The organism is Lacticaseibacillus absianus, assembly GCF_013407595.1.
Taxonomy (GTDB): domain Bacteria; phylum Bacillota; class Bacilli; order Lactobacillales; family Lactobacillaceae; genus Lacticaseibacillus; species Lacticaseibacillus absianus.
The window spans coordinates 637264-654999 of sequence record NZ_JABEKX010000001.1 but is presented as its reverse complement, the minus strand read 5'-3'; the positions used below and the strand labels follow the sequence as shown (position 1 = coordinate 654999).

The window sequence follows — 17736 nt, the reverse complement described above, 5'->3', positions numbered from 1 at the left end:
AAAGAGCGACCAACTTGGCAGCTCCTCATGATGGATCTGAATCTAATATCTGTCTGCTAAGAGACGTCGGCCTTACCGATAGATTTCATATAATTCACCCAAATAGTCGTGCGCACCTTCACCTAGATAATGTGCCACAAGCGCCTGCTGGTTGTCTCCGAAGAAGAACCAGACCGGCGGCTTTTCGCCTGGCGTCAGTGTTTGAACCAACTGCTCTAGCGATGTCCACTTTGCGCGGGCCTCTTCGGCGGTGCCGTCGATCACTGTGTCAACATAGTGACAGTAGCGCTGCAGTATGCACCACAGGATCTCGCCACTACCGATACCCGCAGGCATCTCTAGGTGTAGAATGACCTTAGTGACCGCCTTGATCGCCGTCGCGTCCTTTGTTTTGTACATCGCGCTGAGCAGATTCAACCAGATGATCACACGCATCTGAAAGTTAACATCCAACAGGTAATACTGCCCTTTCGGCATCGCCTCAATTAGCCGCTTCATGACGCGTTGCGCGATCTTCAGGTCTCCGTAATCAAGCACGTACTGAAGATTGTAATAATCTGTTGAATACCAAGTGTCGTACCCCGACATCAGCTCAAGCTCTTGTTGGCCAAAAGGCGCCGCCGCGATATCGCCTTGCTGCACCTCAATGCGACAACGTTCGAGCGTGAGCCAGCGGGCCAGAAATACTGGATTGCCGGCCGCCATCGCCTCGGTATGGACCCGTTCGATCCCTGGTAGAACTGAATCAGGAACACTGCCACTGCCATAGCACTGAAGTAGCGCCGACACCATCGGATAATAGATATCTAGCCAGAAGGGGAAATCGGATATCAGCAAGACATCTGACAGTTTGCCGCGAATCCCATCCAGCGCCCGACATAGCTCATCAATGCGCAGACCACTGCCGTCTGCGCAGAAGCGGCGATAGACCGACCGCGAGATCCCCGCAACTTCACACAGCTCCTTGATACTGAACTGACGTGCCTGCCGCAACTGATCGAGCCGCTGCCCTGGGCTGTCCGCCTTGACGTACGGCACTGGAAACGGTGTGAGCACCTGGCGCGGATGCCGATCGTGATGATAAGGCGCATTGGTTACAAGCGCTTGTTCTAACCGTGTCAGCCGCGTGGTTAAGCGTAGCGAATGCCCCGCGGCCAAGGTCGCGGCCGCTTGGCGCACTGGCTGGAACACCGTTGCGATCGCTGCACCATCGGGTGACGCTGACTGAAACATGGGAACAAGCTGGCCGATCAGGGCATAGATCATCTGTCTATCGATCGAGCCGTCTTCTGGCTGCGGCCCAACACCCCGGCCCCAAGACAATGCCAGCGAGACGTTTTCGTAAATATGCGTCTGCGCCGCCATTTGAATGTAGTTGAGCAATAGCAACTCATACCAATATATAAAGTGAATCCGAGGCCTTGGCTCGCCTTGCGGGTTAACGTATGCCAAGTAGCGCATCATGCAGTGCGAAACGACCGTCCAGCTGAGGTAAGGCGCAATGATCAAGAAGCACTGCGTCTCAAAGTCAGTCCAAAAGTGCCGCCGCTTCAGCGCTGTGATAACAGATTTCGCCAGCGCTGACCGTTCGGCCTGCGTCGACGCAAGCCGCAGATCCAGTAACTTCAACAGGATCTGAAAGTCGTCTTGCTTGAAGCGCTGGCTGAATGCGGTCAACTTGGCGCGCATCTCTTCGGGTTGCGCGATCGTAACGTCTTGACGCAGATGGTCAAGGACGTTATTGATGTAGGTCGTGATGGGAAAGTTAGCCGCCTGCATCATGCGGTTGCCACCCCCGGCGTTTGGAAAAATATTAAAAAAAGCCCACCAGCGACAGAAGCTTTCGACTGTCGGGCTTGCCTCGCCACGCTGAATCCGCCGGTAGGTTCGGTCTGAGAAACCAGCATAATCACAGACTTGCTTGACCGTCACATGATAACTGCTGCGCATCTCGTCCAATAACTTATAATACGGTTCATTCTCACTCATCTTCGACACCTCTGCTCTATTGTGAGAAAAACCAGGACAAATTGCAAGATATCAATGCATCGATCGACCTTGACCCCTAATAACCCCCACGCGTCCAAGCTCACGTGTATGCACGTCATCAAAAGCCACGAGACGTAAAAACACCTATGCTAATCGATGACTGGCGCCACAATTATGCTTGCTGAGGTGTTGTCCAATCACTGTTCATTGAGCGTATTTGAACTTGATCAAACTCCAAACTCGTTCAATTAAGTAAACGGGAACAAACATTATTAGCCAAATCACACGGTACTTATCCATAGGCCCGAAACCAGCAGAGAAATCGTAAAGCATAAGGAACAAATACAGGTGAAACAGACTTGTCTTCAGATATTCGCCCCAGTTCACCGGTACGCGTCTCAGTTGGACCGCAAGGGGATCTTCAGTACGAATCCAACGTGCAATTAGGACAAAGGTCACAAACAACAAGGCTGAGTGCATGGCATTTTCCCCTTTCCCTAACCGTCTAATTATCTTCCGGTTCCAATTGCCGCTACAATTGCGCCGCCGCCTCCCGAAACCGTAGCAGCATGACGAAATAAACTTACTTTTTGTTAGACTACATGTAGCAGCATCCCTTGTCAATCAAAAAATGTTCTTTGGTATACCTTTATACACGAAGTGACAATATTGTTATATCAGGAATGCCAAATGGCAACGCACACAATTATTTTGGTTTGGTATACCGTCATGCTCAGACGGGCTTTGAACGGATCAAAGTTAATTGAGCGTCCCATCGGTTCACTTTGACTGTGGTGATCGGCAGGCACCGTTTTCAACGCTCTGGGCAATTTTACGGATCACTAAGCTTGGAACGGGATAAGGGAAACCGCTGGCAAAAGCGCGTCACTCTACGTGCCACGCAAGGTTGACGTTGCATCAGTTTTGGGATATCTGAAGGCCTATTTACACTTCACCAGGTTCACCGTTCGTGGTAACGCTAAGGTGAACCGGCAAATGGGCTTCACCTTGATGGCAGTGAATAGGGGCAAGCTGGCCTGCCAGCTTGCCCCTATTCATCAATCTCGACACAACACAAAAAGGATCCGAACGGAAATCTTCACGATTTTCATCCGGATCCTTTATATCAGCGGGGTTATGGCACAACCCCGCTTGTAAGTGGTCTTTACTTGGAAGTAAGCCCGTACTTCTTGTTGAAGCGATCAACACGGCCGTCAGCCTTGCTGAACTTCTGCTTACCGGTGTAGAACGGGTGGGAATCAGAGGAGATTTCCACACGAACCAGTGGGTAGGTCTCACCGTCGACTTCGATGGTCTCGTTGGAGTTCTTGGTGGAACCGGAGATGAACTTGAACCCGGTCGCGGAGTCCATGAACACAACTTGGTGATATTCTGGGTGGATGCCTTGCTTCATAATCGTTTTCTCCTTTGCCCTAGGGCATTGCCTGACCTAGAGATTATTCTTGTGACAACTCTAGCAGTGTACCATATCTGCTCCGGTGGCGCAACTAATCCTCGACCAGCTCGACGCTCGCCCCGAGCGCGCGGAGCTTCATGATCACACGGTCGTAACCGCGCAGGATGTTCTCCGCCTTGGTGATGACGGTGTCGCCATCCGCCATCAGGGCCGCGGTCATCAGACAGGCGCCGGCGCGGATCTCCTCGGCGGCGACTTCTGCGCCCTGCAGCTGGTCGGCGTGGTGCAGCATGATCACGTCGTTTTCGACCGTGATGTTCGCGCCCATGCGGATCAGTTCCGGGATGTGACGCACACGCTTCGGGTAGATGGTGTCGATGATCAGCCCTTCCCCGTGCGCCTTGAGCAGTAGTGGCGTGACCGGCTGCTGCAGGTCGGTGGCAAAGCCCGGATACGGCATCGTCTTGATCTGCACCATGCGCAGGTCGCCGGACGGGTAGACGAAGATGCTGTCCTCGCCGACGTCCATGGTGACCCCCATCTCCTCAAGCTTGGCCAAAAACGCGTCCAAGTGCTCGGAGATGATGTTTTGGACCTTGACGCCGTCGCCGATCGCCGCGGCCATCGCCAGGTAGGTCCCGGCTTCGATGCGGTCCGGGATGATGGTGTGCGCGTTGTGCGCCGCCAGCTCGGCGACCCCTTCAATGCGGATCACATCGGTCCCCGCCCCACGGATCTGGGCGCCCATGTTGTTCAGGTAGGTCGCCAGGTCGATGATCTCGGGCTCCTTCGCCGCGTTCTCGATCACGGTGCGGCCGTGCGCGGTCACCGCGGCGAGGATCACGTTGATGGTCGCGCCGACAGAGACCATGTCGAGGAAGATGCGTGCGCCGTGCAGGCCTTCTTTGGGCGCACGAATGGCGATCGCGCCGTGCTCATTGCTCACTTTCGCGCCGAGCGCCTCGAACCCCTTGATGTGCTGATCGATCGGCCGCGGCCCGATATCGTCGCCGCCGGGCAGGCCGACGATGGCCTGGCCGAAGCGCCCTAACAGCGCGCCCATGAAGTAGTAGGACGCGCGCAGGCTCTTGATCTTACCGTTAGGCAACGGGACGTCTTGGATGTCGGTCGGGTCGATCGTCATCACGCAATCGTCGAACGTCGAGCGCACGTTCATCTCACTGAGCAGGTCCATCAGGTTATAGACGTCTTGGATATGCGGGACAGAATCAAGCTTGACGGGGGTGCGGGACAGGATCGCCGCCGGGATCAGCGCGACCGTGCTGTTTTTGGCCCCACCGATCACGACTGTTCCAGAGAGCTTCTTGCCGCCGTGGATCAGCATTTTTTTCATTATGAATTATTCCTCGCTTAAATAACGTTCACTTGTCCAAATAGGCTGAAGCTGACCTAGGCGTTCACTGCTTCAAGTGGTGCTGTCGTTCACTGATAGGGGAGACGTGCGAAAACACACGTTCATCGTTTCATTTTAATGAACTTTCGGTCAAAAAACAAGGTCAATCGCGGCCAGTCCGTCGTGCTCACCCCAAAGCCTCACCGTTCTCCCGGGACTTTTTCAGAAAAGTCCCGGTGGTCTGGTCCATTTTCATCCACGCCACCGGCCGTAATGCTCATCACTGCGCAAAATGCACAAAAGTTATGGGACCACTTTTCATTGTACACAAAAAGCCGGGGAGCACCCGACTTTTCGTATCATCTTCAGGCCTTGAGCACGGTCTCGATCGCGGCCAATTCTTCTGGGGCAAAGGTCAGGTTGTCCAACGCCTTCAGGTTCGCCAGCAGTTGGCTGACCCGCGAGGCCCCGATCAAGACGCTCGCAACGCTCGGTTGCCGCAGGTTCCACGCCAGGGCCATCGCCGCCAGGCTCTGGCCACGTGCTTCGGCCAGCGCGTTGAGCTGACGCACCTTGTCGATCGTCTGGGCCACGTTGTCCGGGTGCAGGAACGGGCTGGAGGACCGCGCCGCGCGCGAGTCCGCCGGGATCCCGTCGAGGTAGCGGTCGGTCAGCAGACCCTGCGCTAGCGGCGAGAAAGTGATCGCCCCGACGGATTCCCGCTCCAGCTCCGCGAACAGGCCGTCTTCGGGCGCGCGGTTGAACATGCTGTAGCTGACCTGGTGAATGATGAACGGCGTGCCGAGGCGGCGGAACACGGGAATGATCGCCGCGGTCTGCTCCGCGGAGTAATTCGAGATCCCGATATACAGCGCCTTGCCCTGCCGCACCAGCCCGTCCAAGGCCGCCGCAGTCTCTTCGATCGGGGTGTCCGGATCCGGCCGGTGGTGGTAGAAGATGTCGACGTAATCGAGCCCCAGCCGGCGCAGGCTCTGGTCGCAGGACGCGACGATGCTCTTCTTGGAGCCCCACTCCCCGTACGGGCCGGGCCACATATAGAAGCCGGCCTTGGTCGAGACGATCAGCTCATCTCGATACGCCGCCAGCTCGTCGTGCAGGATGCGGCCGAAGTTCGCCTCGGCGCTCCCTGCATCCGGCCCGTAGTTGTTGGCCAAGTCAAAGTGCGTGACCCCATGGTCGAAGGCGGCCTCGACCACCGCCCGTTGGTTGCTCAGCGGGTCGACGCTCCCGAAATTGTGCCACATGCCCAGCGACAAGGCGGGCAGGCGCAGGCCGGAGCGCCCCACTCGGTTGTAGGTCATGTTCTGATATCGTTCTTCTGCTGCAAGATACATTCTAATCACCTCTTGAACTCAGTCTACGCCTTCAAGTAGACTTGAAGTAAAGCGTTATCATCAAGGAGGCCCCCAAAAAATGGTGACGATCACCCAACTCAGCCAGCAGTTCGACCTGCCGACGTCCACCCTACGCTACTACGAAACACTCGGCCTGCTCACGGACGTGCCGCGCTGCAACGGCCGCCGGGTCTACGCGCAACGCCACATCAACCGGCTCAAGACGCTCTGCTGCTTCAAGCAGGCGGGCATGACGCTAGAGCAGCTCCAGACCTTCTTCGCGCTGGCCGACCGCCCCGGCGGTGAGCCCGGCATCGTTGCCCTGCTCGCCGGCCAAGAGGCGGTGCTGGCCGCCAAGCAGCAGGCCCTGGCCGACGCGATGACGCACCTACACCGCAAGCTGGCCTTCCACACCGCCTGCGCCGCCGCAGCGGCGGCGCACCGCCCTCAGCCCGATTGGTCTCACTACCGCGACCTGCCGCAGGCCGAGATCGAGGCGCTGCTCGCTGCCCAAGGCGCCAAGCCGGTGGCCTGACCGGGCCGCGGCGCGCGGCGTACCCAAAAAGGGATCGGCCGCTGGCCGATCCCTTTTTGGGTCTAATAGTTCCCGGCCGCCTTGATGAAGGCCTTGAACAGGCCCTCTGGCTTAGTTGGGCGGGACTGGAATTCTGGGTGGTACTGGGACGCCACGAAGAACTTGTTGGCCGGCAGCTCGATGACTTCCATCAGGCGGTCATCCGGCGAGGTGCCGGAGAATACGAGCCCTTTGGCTTCAAGCGCCGCGCGGTAGGTGGTGTTGAACTCGTAGCGGTGCCGGTGGCGCTTCTGCACTTCTGGCACGTTGTCGTAGGCGGCCGCCGCCACAGTCCCCGGCTTCAGGTCGCACGGGTAGAGGCCAAGGCGCAAGGTGCCGCCAAGGTTCTCAACGTTGACCTGGTCCGGCAAGATGTCGATGATCGGCTCGTCGGTCTCTGGGTCAGATTCCGTAGAAGCCGCGTGCTTGAAGCCGGCCACGTTGCGCGCGAACTCGATCGAGGCCATCTGCATCCCCAGGCAGATCCCGAGGAACGGCACATCGTTCTCACGCGCGTAGCGGATCGCGGCGATCTTGCCTTCGAGCCCACGATCACCGAAGCCCCCTGGGACCAAGATGCCGTCTGCGTCGCCGATCAGATCTGCGACGTTCTCGTCGTTGACGTCTTCAGCCTGGAAAGTCTGCAGGTCGATCTTCGCGTTCCAGAAGTACCCGGCGGACTTCAGCGCTTCGGAGACGGAGATGTAGGCGTCTTGCAGCGCAACGTACTTGCCGACCAAGGCGATCTTGACGGTATCCTTGAGGTTGTCGACCCGAGTGAGCAGGGCCTCCCATTCGCTCATGTCCGCGACTGGTGCCTCGATGCCGAAGTGTTCCAGCACGCGCTGATCCATCCCCTGCGCCTGCATCGCCATCGGAATGGAATACAGGGTCTTCGCGTCACGGGATTCGATGATGGCATCCTCACGCACGTCGGTGAACAGTGCGATCTTCTTCTTCATCCCCTCGGTGACCGGCTGCTCGGTGCGCAGGATGATCATGTTCGGCTGGATCCCGATATTCCGCAGCTCTTTGACGCTGTGCTGGGTCGGCTTGGTCTTCATCTCGCCGGCCGCGCGCAGGTAAGGGACCAGCGTCGCGTGGATGTAGTAGGTGTTCTCCGCGCCGACGTCGAATTTCATCTGGCGGATCGCCTCAAGGAACGGCTGGGACTCGATGTCCCCGACGGTCCCGCCGATTTCGGTGATGATCACATCGGAGTCCGTCGTGGTCGCCGCGCGCATGATCTTCTCCTTGATCATGTTGGTGACATGCGGGATCACCTGGACGGTCGCGCCGAGGTATTCCCCTTTGCGCTCCTTCTCAAGCACTTCGGAATAGATCTTCCCGGTCGTCACGTTGCTGTACTTGTTCAGGTTGATATCGATGAAGCGTTCATAATGGCCAAGGTCCAGATCGGTCTCCGCCCCATCGTCGGTCACGAAGACTTCCCCGTGCTGGTATGGGTTCATCGTCCCGGGATCCACATTGATATACGGATCGAATTTCTGGATGGTGACCTTCAAGCCCCGGTTCTTGAGCAACCGCCCCAGGCTCGCCGCCACGATCCCCTTGCCAAGCGAAGACACGACCCCACCGGTAACAAAAATATACTTGGTCATGAGAAAACTCCTTTGTGTAGTTTTTGCGGGAAAAAACAAAAACAAGCTCCCTATTCCAATGAACAGGGAGCTTGTGACCGTCTTGCTTTACCGTTGAGTAAAGCGCCCAGAAAGTATCTTACCCAAATACATAACAGACGTCAAGGGTTTTCTCCCGGTGACCGCCCGCCGACGCCCGCGTCTGGGCAAGAACACGCTTCCAGCGCGGTGGCCGCAGGCGGGCGTCCGCCACCTAGGGTAAGATGACACCCCACCTCCCGAGCGGCCCGCGCCACCGGGACAAAATAACGCAACAGGGACCGGCGGTGGCCGGTCCCTGTCTTCGGTCGTGCTTAGTCGTCGCTGTCGTCCGTGTCCGCGGAGAAGTCGGTGTCTTCTTCGTCGTCATCGTCTTCTTCGTCGTCACCGAACTCGGCCAGCTGGCCTTCGATCCCGTCAGGCAACGCGTCGTCCGGGTCGTCTGTCTCGTCCGGATCCGCGTCGGCGTCTTCGGTGAAGTCTTCCGCCTCGGTGTCGTCTTCGGCCTCTTCTTCTTCCTCGTCGTCGTCCTCGAAGTCGTCGTCTTCTGGATCGTCGTCGTTGTAGTCGATGACGTCATCGTCGTCGGCCACGTCAGCCAAGAAGGCGTTGACCTTCTTGCGCTTCTTGCGGCGTGGCGCGTCGTCTTCGTCTTCGGGGTGGTTGACCTCTTCGTCGACGGATTCGTATGGGTACCATTCGCGCAGGCCCCAGACGTTGTCGCCTAAGGAGATAAAGCTCCCATCCACGTTCAGGTCCGTGTAGAATTGCGGCAAGCGGTCACGCACTTCCTCGTCGCGCTTGCCCAGATAAGTTTGGATCTCATTCACGATGTCCACGAAAGGCATGGTGTCACCTTTCTCTTCGAGAATGGCGCGCGCCACCTCGATCATGGACAATTCAGCTTTGTTCGCGTCGGCAAATACGTCTAGTTTCAACCGGTACACGCCCTTTCCACAGTCTATTCCTGATAATACCTGTTCAGACTGAAAATTGCAATCTCATCCGGTAATTTCCCAGGTGCTCGCCGTTGGCCAGCAGCTCGTATTCAATGTAGATCTCTCCGCTGAGCGGGGCCTCGGTCAGGCGCACGTCCAGCCGCGGGGTGACCGTCTCGACCGGGATGTCCCCGTAAGGCGTCCGGTACCGCGTCAGGATGCGGCGCTCGTTGGCAAAATGCAGCCGCAGGTGGGTGTCCGCGTCGCTGGCGCCGCGCGCCAGCTGCACGCTCCCATCCCCGCGCAGCTTCAGCGTGACCGGGTAATCGGTGCCGGCCGCCGGGTCCACTTCACGGTAGCGGATATACAGTGTATCGCCGACCTGCACCAGCGTCCCCGGCTCGTCGAAGACGTGCTTCTCCGTTGTGCCTTCCTGCTCCACATACGTCTCCAAGTGGATCTGGATCGACACCCCATGTGCTAAATCCATTGTATTCACCGTCCTTTGGCTCCATTATACCTTACCTGCCGCGTGCGTGGCAGGCGCGCGCGCTGGGTGTCACTGCCGCGCGACCCGGTCAGTCAGTCGGGCCCGACTGACAGCAGTCGCACCAGTCGGCCGCGCGCTGCGCCTGTCGGCTGGGCGCCACGGTCGCGGTCACCGCATGGCGCACGCAGCGGAAGCCGAGGTTGCTGGCGCTCGACTGGCCGCGCTGGCCGTTGCGGGCCGAGAGGCGGTAGCGCTGGCAATACGACTCGTGGCAGAGAAACGATCCGCCGCGCGTGGCGAAGACCTGATCCGGTGCCAGCGTGTGCATCTGCGCATAGTCGCGCGCGGTCAGCATTTCGAACGCGCTGAGCGGGATGCGAGCCGGATTCAGACACCACTCCCACACGTTACCGATCACTTGGTACAGCCCGTAGCCGTTGGGCGCATAGGTGCGCACCGGCGCCGTGCCGACATAGCCGTCCGCCGCGTCGTTGGTGCGGGGAAAATCGCCCTGGAAGGTGTTCGCGTGGAAGGTGCCGCCGGCCGTCAGGCAATCACCCCAGTACCAGTGGTCATAGCCGGCGCCACCACGGGCAGCCACTTCCCACTCGGCCTCGGTCGGCAGGTCCTTGCCCGCCCACGCGCAGTACGCCAGCGCATCGGTCCGCGAGACATGCACGACCGGGTGATCCATCAGCCCCGTCAGATCCGACTGCGGCCCGAACGGATGGGCCCAATCCGCCCCGGCGACGGCCAGCCACCAAGGCAACCCCGGCACCGGCGTGCTCGCCGCCTTCGTCGCCGCGTCAAGCAGGCCGTGGAATACGAAGGAATCCCCGAACTGCTCCGCCTCGGTGCGGTACTGCGTGGCGGCCACGAAGGCGGCGAATTCGGCGTTCGTGACAGTCGTCGCGTCGATGGCATACGCCGGCAGGGTGACTTGGCGCTGCGGGGTCTCGTTATCGCTGAAGAACCCCTTCGTGGGATCGTTCGTGCCGAGTGGGTAGGACCCGCCTGCGATCTGTATCATCTAGATCTCCTCCTCTGTACTGATAATCCGATGGTAGCACGTCGCGTAAGCGGTGACAATCCAGCGCGAACTTAGTTGGTATGCCGGTGCATACCCGGAATTGCGACAACCGGTCCAGCTGTAGCAGTCTCACCGGCAGCCACCGAGTTTTCCGCCGCTGCTGGGTGTACTCGCGCGCCAGTTCTACTATAATGGAGACAAAGGGAGGTCTTCACATGTCACTCGCAGCCCTGACCCACAACGGGCCGGTCGGTGTGCTCAGCCAGCACTTCAGCACCGGGGCCGGACAGGCCAGCTTCGCCCACACGAACGCCTTGCTCGCCCGCCCGGTCTCACTACCGGCGGTGATCGCCCACTTCTGGACGGTCCCGCAGACGGTGGTGCTGGGCATGCAAGATATGCGCTTGCCGGCGCTCGACGCCGGGGTCCAGCACCTGCGCCGCGCCGGCTACCACCTCTTCGTCCGCAATTCCGGCGGGCTGGGCGTCGTCAGCGACGCGCAGGTGCTCAACGCAAGCTTGTTCCTGCCTGCGGAGACGCTGAGCATCCCGGCCGCCTACCAGCTGATGGCGGATTGGGTGGCCGCAGCGCTCGGTCGGCCGCTTGAGGTCGGCGAGGTGGCGACGTCTTACTGCCCCGGGCGCTTTGATCTCAGCCTCAAGGGGCGCAAGTTCGCCGGGCTGGCCCAGCGCCGCACCAGCCAGGGCACGGTCGTGATGGCCTACATCAGCGTCGCCGGCGACCAGCCGGCGCGCGGCGCCTTGATGCGCGCGTTTTACACCGCCGCCCAGGCTGAACGCGCCGCACGGCCGGTCTACCCGCGGGTCGACCCCGCCGCGATGGGGGCGCTGACGACCCTGACCGGGGTGGTCGACACCCCGACGACGCTGGCGGCCAAGCTCGTCGCCGCGCTGCGCGACGCCGGCGCCACCGTCGATCCACTCGCCGTTCCGCAGGCATTGACCCAAGCGGCATACACTGAGGCCCTGGCCACCGCCACCGCGGATATGGCCCGCCGCAACGCCGCGCTTGAAGGAGGCACGCCATGACGATCCAATACTTACCGCGTGAAAAAGTCTTTCGCGATCCGGTCCACAACTACATCCATGTCCACCACCAGGTGATCCTCGACCTGATCGACACGCCAGAGTTCCAGCGTCTGCGCCGCATCAAGCAGCTCGGCGTGGCCGATGAGGTCTTCCAAGGCGCCGAACACACCCGCTTCACCCACAGTCTCGGGGTGTACGAGATCACCCGCCAGATCTGCGACAATTTTGCCGTCAACTACCCGACGCAGACCGCCGGCGATGGCCTCTGGGATGACTCGGAGCGACTCGTTGCGCTGTGTGCGGCCTTGTTGCACGACATCGGCCACGGCCCGTACTCGCACACCTTCGAGCACATCTTCGGCACCGACCACGAGGCGATCACCCGCCAGATCCTGACCGATCCGACGACCAACGTCAACCGCATCCTGCGCAGCGTTGCGCCGGGCTTCCCAGCTCAGGTGGCCAGCGTGATCGCGCACACTTACCCGAATCCGCAAGTCGTGCAGATGATCTCCAGCCAGATCGACGCCGACCGGATGGACTACCTGCTGCGCGACGCTTACAACACCGGGACCAAGTACGGCGAGTTCGACCTCACCCGGATCCTGCGCGTGATGCGGCCATACGCCGGCGGGATCGGCTTCGACGCTAACGGTATGCACGCGGTCGAAGACTACATCGTCAGCCGCTTCCAGATGTACCAGCAGATCTACTTCCACCCGGTCTCCCGCGGCATGGAGATGATCCTCACCCACCTGCTGCAGCGGGCCAAGACGCTGTACGAGGACGGCCAGTTCGACAGCAAGTTCAACCCGCGGCTGTTGATCCCGTTTTTTGACCGCAACTTCACCCTGAAGGACTACCTGCGGCTGGACGACGGCGTCTTGAACACCTACTTCACCTACTGGCTCGACTACCCCGATCCGGTGCTGCGCGACTTGGCCGATCGCTTCTTGAGCCGCCGACCGCTGAAGTCGGTCACCTTCACGGATCGTACCGCGCCGCTGCTGCCGCGCCTGCGCGACCTCGTCGAGCAGGTCGGTTACGACCCCGACTACTACACGGCCGAAAACGACAGCTTCGACCTGCCTTACGACCAGTATGACCCCAGTGCGGCCAACCCGAAGACGCAGATCGAGATCATCCAACCCGACGGCACCCTGGAAGAGCTCTCCACCCTGTCGCGGTTGGTCGCGGCGATCAGCGGCCAGGCCGCAGGCGACAAGCGCTTCTACTTCCCGAAGGTGATGCTCAGCCAGGACCGCGACGCGCTACACGCCGACCTGTACGCGGCGTTTCAGGCTTACCTGCTCAACGGGACTCTGATCGCGCAGTGAGTTCGGCGCAAAAAAAAGGGACGCGACCAACGTCACGTCCCCGCAGGCGCCCCGCGTGATCTACCGTTGCGCCTTCAGCCACTGGGCCACGGCCCAGCGGTGCGTCGGGCGCTTGAGCTGTGCCGCCGCCAATTCGATCGGCATCAGCATCAGCGTATTGAAGTCCTCTAGCGGCGCGGCGACGCACGTCGGCGCCGTGGCGGCGTAGAAGGTCGCCGGGTGGTAATACGCCGTCTGCCGGTGGTGTGAGTAAAAATACTCACTGGCACGGCCGAGCCGCGCGCCCTGCGTGACGCGCACGCCGAATTCCTCCAGCAACTCGCGGGCCAGCGTCTGCGCGTCGCTTTCGCCCGCCTCAACTTCGCCGCCCGGCAGGAACAAGGCGTGGTTCGGCGCCTGCAGGATCAGGAGCCGCTTACCGCTGGCGTCCGGGATCACCCCGTAGACGCCGATGCGCGTGGTATAAGCCACTGTCGGATCTTTTTGGCCAAAGACTGGTTCGATCATGCGCGATTCTCTCCTATTTCCAATAGTGGCTTCATTATAACCCCATGCCGCACTCATCACCACCTCGAAAGGAAACCCGCGATGTCTTTTAGCCTGCTCTTCTACTTGCCCGCCCTCTTCTTCGGCGGCCTCTTCTTCGGCAGCTTCCTCTGGGAGCCCCGCCGCCTCGCCAACGGGTTGCTGTTCAACCTGTTCTTGATCGCCGGGCTCGGCGCCTTAGCCGCCTGGATCCTGCAGACCGGCAACCGCCTGCTGATCGCCGTCTGCGGAACGCTGTTCATCATCGCCATCCTGATCATCGGCCTGTTGTTCGCGCTACACTTGGTCTGGCTGCTCTGGAATGCCTGGGTGGTCTGGCGCCGTGAGGGCCACTCGCTGGGCAACATGCTGACGCTGGTGCTCGCCGGCGGGCTCCTGCTGCTGGAGCTCGCCGCAAGCTTCGGCCGCCAGTGGCTGCCGGACCCGCTGTACAACGGGCTGGCGGTCTTCTTCAGCCTGAGCATCGCCTACGAGCTGGTGGCGCTGTACAACTTCCTGACGGTCCTGGTCCTGTACAACTTCTACCGGCCGCGCCACGACCAGGACTTCCTGATCGTGTTAGGGGCCGGCTTGCTGGACGGCGAGCGCGTCTCACCGCTACTCGCCGCACGGATCAACGCCGGGTTGCGCTTCTACCGCAAGCAGATCCAAAAAACGGGCAAGCACCCGGTGCTGATCTTCTCCGGCGGCCAAGGCGGCGACGAGAAGCTGCCGGAGGGGCTGGCCATGCAGCGCTACGCCATCGCGCAGGGGATCCCGGCAGCCGACACGCTGGTCGAAGACGCCTCCAAGACGACCTATCAGAACATGAAGTTCTCCGCCGCCTTGATCCGCTCGGTCTGGGGCGAGCGGCCGTTCAAGGCGACCTTCTTCACTAACAACTACCACCTCTTTCGCGCGGGTATCTTCGCCAAGGCGGCGGGGTTGAAGGCGAACGGGGTCGGCGCAGCCACTTCGTTTTATTTTCTGCCGAACGCGGTGATCCGTGAGTACCTCGCGTTCGTCGTGATCCACAAGCGTCGCCACATGATCATCATCGGCTTGATCGCACTGTTCGCCATTGCCGTGGCGCTTCAGCAAGGCCTCGCTTGAGCCAGACTCGCTGAACGGCGTGCCGGTCTGAAGACAGCCCATCCCCCTGCCACAATGACAGGGGGATGGGTTGTTTCAGCTGGTCCCAATGGGGTCTGCCTCAATCGCTATTCAATGATCTTGCTCTTGCGCGTCACGGCGTGCATCTTATCGATCCACGGCCGGATCGGCGCTTTCAGCATCAGCCCCAACAGGAACGCCCCGGCGCCAAAAGCCAGCAGCGCCCAGATGTCTACCCAAAGGTTCGGCCAGTAGATGCCCCCGACGGTCTCCCGCAGCAGGTTGACCGCATAGGTGAACGGGAGCCACGGGTTGATCGCCTGGAAGAACTGACCGGATAAGACGACCGGGAAGTTCCCGCCGGCCCCGGAGATCGACAGGACCAAGATGATGATCCCCAAGCCCTTGCCGATGTTGCCGAACAACGCGATCAAGGCGTAGAGGATCGACACGAACACAAGGCTGAGCAGCATCGCAAACAGCAGGTACAGCGGCTTGTTCACGACGTAAGTGCCGATCAAGACCAGGTTGCCGACGGCCGCGATCAGCGCCTGCAGCATCCCCAGCCCGGCGAACGTCAGCCAGCGGGCGATATACTGCTGACGCACCGTCGCCCCCGCCAGCGCCGCCGGTAGACTGTACTCGGTGATCAGGATCGCCCCGAGCAGCAGTGCCCCGACCCAGATGCACAGTGCGAGGTAAAACGGCGCGGACTGGGAGCCGTAAGTCGGGATGTGGTACAGGGCGGTTTCGTGCAGCGTGACTGGCGCGGCCAGGAAGTTCGCCTCCTTCGTCGCGTCGCGCTTGAGCAACTTGATCAGCTGCGTGAGATCGATCGACTGCTCCCCCTTGCGGATCGCCGCTGCGCCGCGCTGGATCGCGTCTTTGAGCGTGGGCCAGTCAGTGTCGATGAAGGCCTGCGCATCTGCGAGCCCACTCGCCAGGACCGGCATCTTGGTGTTCGCCAGCCCCAGCGTCTCGGTCAACTGGGCTTCGACGGCGGGCAAGTCTTGTTGGATGAACGCGGTCGCGCGCGTCAGCTTCTGCTGCAGCGCCGGGAATTCCGTCTGGTAGAGCCCCGCCACAGTGGTGATACCGCTGGTGATCAGCTGCATGTGCCCGTTGAGCAGCGTGTTGGCCGCTTCCAGCTCCTGGCGCAGCGCCGGCAGCTGCGTCTGGGCCTGCTTGAGAAACGTGTTGGCTTGGCGCAACACCGACTTGGTCGTCGCCAGTAGCTGCGGAAGTTCTGGTAGCAGCTGATCGTTCAGGGCCGCCAGCGTCGTCTTCGCGTCCTGCAGTAAGGCCTTGAAGTCCACGAGCACCTGCCGGATACCCGTGCTCAGATCCAACTGCTGCAGGGCAGTTGCGGCATCAGCCACCGTCTGACCAGCCGTGCTCAGCGCCGTGAGCTTGGCCTGCAAGTCGGTGACGCGCATTGTCGGGACCGACTGCGCCAAGGCGCGCGCCTGGATCTGCACCGTTGTCGCAACCGTCGCCAGGTGCTGGAGGCGGGCGATCGCCTGGGTCAAAGCGGCACTTGCGGGCTGACCCATCGCAGTCCGGCTAGCCTGCAGCTGCTGGAGGGTCGCCGCCAGTCCCGTTGCGGTGTCCGCCAGCTGGCCTTGGCGAGTCGCCAGCGCCGTCAACCGGTCCCCGATCGCCGTCCGCGTCTCGGGGGTGTCCGCCGTGGTCAGTTGAGCGAGCAAATCCTGGAGAGTGGCCAGATCGGCCTGCAGGCTAGTATTGCCCGCCTGGATCAGGGTCAAGCCAGCATCTGTGGCGTTTTGGACCACCGTCAACGCTGCTTCGACCTTCGGCAGCACCGTGTCCTTCGTCGTGTCGACCGCGCTGGCGGCGTGCTGACCAAAAGCGGTCAGGGCCGGCAGCGTCCCGTCGACTTGATCGATCAGCGTCAAGCCGCCACTGGTGACCGTCAGCGCGTCCGCGACAGCGACGTCGAGCTGCGCAAAATGCGTGACGACCCCACTCAGCTGCTGACCGGCCTGCTGGACTACCGGTAACTTGCCCTGGACCTGAACGGCCAGCCGGCCCGCGTCATCGACCAGCGGCAGATACTGGTTGGCGCCGACTAACTTCTGGGCCATCGCGTTGACCGCCGGCAGATAAGTCGCCATCTCATTAGCCGCTTGGAGCTTGGCCTGCAGCGCCGGGAGCTTGGCCTGAAGGGCGCTGACCTGGTCGAGGTAGCCCGTGATGACCGGCAGTTGCGCGTCCGTGGTCGTGACCAGGCTCGCGAAGCGCCGGATCATCGGCAGATTCTCGTCGAGCTTGACCCCCGCTTGGTTGAACACCCCGACCAACGTCTTAGCGACGGTGTCGACGAATTCCGTGGAGATCGTGCTCTGCAGGGTGGCAGCCCCGGTCCCAGTGATCTTCGGGGCGATCGCGTTGACCTTCTCGTTGACATAGTAATCCAGCTTTGGCTTCTGCAGTTGACCGTCGACAAACGACAGCAGGTCCTTGGAAAACCGCTTCGGCACAACGATCCCCGCGTAGTACTTGCCGCTGCGGACGCCATCGACCACCGCTTGGCGCGAGTCGACGAACCGCCAGCCAAGCTTCTTGTTGTGTTTCAGCTCCGCCACAAGGGTGTCGCCGATCGCCACTTTCTGATCCCGAAACTCGGTCGGGACATCCGCAGAGTACACGGCGACCTTGAGGGCCTGCGTGTTACTATACGGGTCCCACAATGCCCATACGTTGAACCAGCAATACAGACTGGGGATCACGACCAGCGCACAGATCAGCAGGAACGCGAAGGGGCTCTTGAAGATGCGCCGCCAGTCTAAGGCGAACAGGGCTAGGATATTGCGCATGGGGTCTCCTCCAAATATCAGAATATTTATTTCGCATTATAGCACATCCGCCTGGAGCGGCGGCAGGGGGGCGCAACGCGCTGGCCGG

14 protein-coding genes are annotated in these 17736 nt (G+C 60.7%); 4 read left to right on the top strand and 10 right to left on the bottom strand.

What is annotated here, in order from left to right; translation table 11 throughout:
- Positions 1-72 precede the first annotated feature (72 nt).
- The 4 genes from HII33_RS02635 to HII33_RS02620 form a co-directional block, all read right to left on the bottom strand.
- On the bottom strand, positions 73-1989 hold the full coding sequence (locus HII33_RS02635; RefSeq protein WP_179394244.1) for a helix-turn-helix transcriptional regulator: 1917 nt from the start codon (positions 1987-1989) through the stop codon (positions 73-75).
- A gap of 1165 nt (positions 1990-3154) precedes the next feature.
- Complete coding sequence (locus HII33_RS02630; RefSeq protein ID WP_179394243.1) at positions 3155-3403, bottom strand: type B 50S ribosomal protein L31; 249 nt, start codon at positions 3401-3403, stop codon at positions 3155-3157.
- Between the two features lie 94 nt (positions 3404-3497).
- Positions 3498-4760 (bottom strand): UDP-N-acetylglucosamine 1-carboxyvinyltransferase, encoded by a 1263-nt coding sequence (locus HII33_RS02625; RefSeq protein ID WP_179394242.1) that lies wholly within the window; start codon positions 4758-4760, stop codon positions 3498-3500.
- A 365-nt stretch (positions 4761-5125) separates the two neighbouring features.
- On the bottom strand, positions 5126-6115 hold the full coding sequence (locus tag HII33_RS02620) for an aldo/keto reductase (protein WP_179394241.1): 990 nt from the start codon (positions 6113-6115) through the stop codon (positions 5126-5128).
- A gap of 79 nt (positions 6116-6194) precedes the next feature.
- Between HII33_RS02620 and HII33_RS02615 the strand changes: the two genes are divergently transcribed.
- A complete protein-coding gene (locus HII33_RS02615; RefSeq protein WP_179394240.1) occupies positions 6195-6650 on the top strand; it encodes a MerR family transcriptional regulator in 456 nt (151 codons plus the stop codon).
- A 62-nt stretch (positions 6651-6712) separates the two neighbouring features.
- Here HII33_RS02615 and pyrG read toward each other — a convergent pair whose 3' ends face one another.
- From pyrG to HII33_RS02595, 4 genes are all read right to left on the bottom strand, one after another.
- Positions 6713-8311, bottom strand: coding sequence for a CTP synthase (gene pyrG, locus HII33_RS02610; protein WP_179394239.1), 1599 nt, complete (start codon positions 8309-8311; stop codon positions 6713-6715).
- 332 nt (positions 8312-8643) lie between these two features.
- Positions 8644-9267 (bottom strand): DNA-directed RNA polymerase subunit delta, encoded by a 624-nt coding sequence (gene rpoE, locus HII33_RS02605; RefSeq protein WP_246287254.1) that lies wholly within the window; start codon positions 9265-9267, stop codon positions 8644-8646.
- Between the two features lie 43 nt (positions 9268-9310).
- Entirely contained in the window at positions 9311-9757 is a 447-nt protein-coding gene (locus tag HII33_RS02600; RefSeq protein WP_179394237.1) for a YwiB family protein, read from the bottom strand.
- 88 nt (positions 9758-9845) lie between these two features.
- On the bottom strand, positions 9846-10787 hold the full coding sequence (locus tag HII33_RS02595) for a formylglycine-generating enzyme family protein (protein ID WP_179394236.1): 942 nt from the start codon (positions 10785-10787) through the stop codon (positions 9846-9848).
- Between the two features lie 215 nt (positions 10788-11002).
- Here HII33_RS02595 and HII33_RS02590 point away from each other — a divergent pair, with 215 nt between their 5' ends.
- Both HII33_RS02590 and HII33_RS02585 read left to right on the top strand, forming a co-directional pair.
- Positions 11003-11836 (top strand): lipoate--protein ligase family protein, encoded by an 834-nt coding sequence (locus HII33_RS02590; RefSeq protein ID WP_179394235.1) that lies wholly within the window; start codon positions 11003-11005, stop codon positions 11834-11836.
- The gene (locus HII33_RS02585) at positions 11833-13173 is read left to right on the top strand and encodes an HD domain-containing protein (protein ID WP_179394234.1); all 1341 of its coding nucleotides are present in this window, start codon (positions 11833-11835) and stop codon (positions 13171-13173) included. Before HII33_RS02590 ends, HII33_RS02585 begins: the two co-directional genes overlap by 4 nt.
- A gap of 60 nt (positions 13174-13233) precedes the next feature.
- On the opposite strand, the gene HII33_RS02580 is transcribed toward HII33_RS02585, so the two are convergent.
- Positions 13234-13680: an NUDIX hydrolase gene (locus tag HII33_RS02580; RefSeq protein ID WP_179394233.1), complete on the bottom strand. Its 447-nt coding sequence runs from the start codon at positions 13678-13680 to the stop codon at positions 13234-13236.
- 81 nt (positions 13681-13761) lie between these two features.
- On the opposite strand from HII33_RS02580, the gene HII33_RS02575 reads away from it, so the two are divergent.
- Positions 13762-14811 (top strand): YdcF family protein, encoded by a 1050-nt coding sequence (locus tag HII33_RS02575; protein ID WP_179394232.1) that lies wholly within the window; start codon positions 13762-13764, stop codon positions 14809-14811.
- A gap of 107 nt (positions 14812-14918) precedes the next feature.
- Here HII33_RS02575 and HII33_RS02570 read toward each other — a convergent pair whose 3' ends face one another.
- Positions 14919-17648, bottom strand: coding sequence for a YhgE/Pip domain-containing protein (locus HII33_RS02570; protein WP_179394231.1), 2730 nt, complete (start codon positions 17646-17648; stop codon positions 14919-14921).
- Positions 17649-17736 lie beyond the last annotated feature (88 nt).

Coding starts and splice junctions, on each gene's coding strand:
- HII33_RS02635 (WP_179394244.1), bottom strand. CDS start 1,989: ATGAGTGAGAATGAACCGTATTATAAGTTATTGGACGAGATGCGCAGC.
- HII33_RS02630 (WP_179394243.1), bottom strand. CDS start 3,403: ATGAAGCAAGGCATCCACCCAGAATATCACCAAGTTGTGTTCATGGAC.
- HII33_RS02625 (WP_179394242.1), bottom strand. CDS start 4,760: ATGAAAAAAATGCTGATCCACGGCGGCAAGAAGCTCTCTGGAACAGTC.
- HII33_RS02620 (WP_179394241.1), bottom strand. CDS start 6,115: ATGTATCTTGCAGCAGAAGAACGATATCAGAACATGACCTACAACCGA.
- HII33_RS02615 (WP_179394240.1), top strand. CDS start 6,195: ATGGTGACGATCACCCAACTCAGCCAGCAGTTCGACCTGCCGACGTCC.
- pyrG (WP_179394239.1), bottom strand. CDS start 8,311: ATGACCAAGTATATTTTTGTTACCGGTGGGGTCGTGTCTTCGCTTGGC.
- HII33_RS02600 (WP_179394237.1), bottom strand. CDS start 9,757: ATGGATTTAGCACATGGGGTGTCGATCCAGATCCACTTGGAGACGTAT.
- HII33_RS02595 (WP_179394236.1), bottom strand. CDS start 10,787: ATGATACAGATCGCAGGCGGGTCCTACCCACTCGGCACGAACGATCCC.
- HII33_RS02590 (WP_179394235.1), top strand. CDS start 11,003: ATGTCACTCGCAGCCCTGACCCACAACGGGCCGGTCGGTGTGCTCAGC.
- HII33_RS02585 (WP_179394234.1), top strand. CDS start 11,833: ATGACGATCCAATACTTACCGCGTGAAAAAGTCTTTCGCGATCCGGTC.
- HII33_RS02580 (WP_179394233.1), bottom strand. CDS start 13,680: ATGATCGAACCAGTCTTTGGCCAAAAAGATCCGACAGTGGCTTATACC.
- HII33_RS02575 (WP_179394232.1), top strand. CDS start 13,762: ATGTCTTTTAGCCTGCTCTTCTACTTGCCCGCCCTCTTCTTCGGCGGC.
- HII33_RS02570 (WP_179394231.1), bottom strand. CDS start 17,648: ATGCGCAATATCCTAGCCCTGTTCGCCTTAGACTGGCGGCGCATCTTC.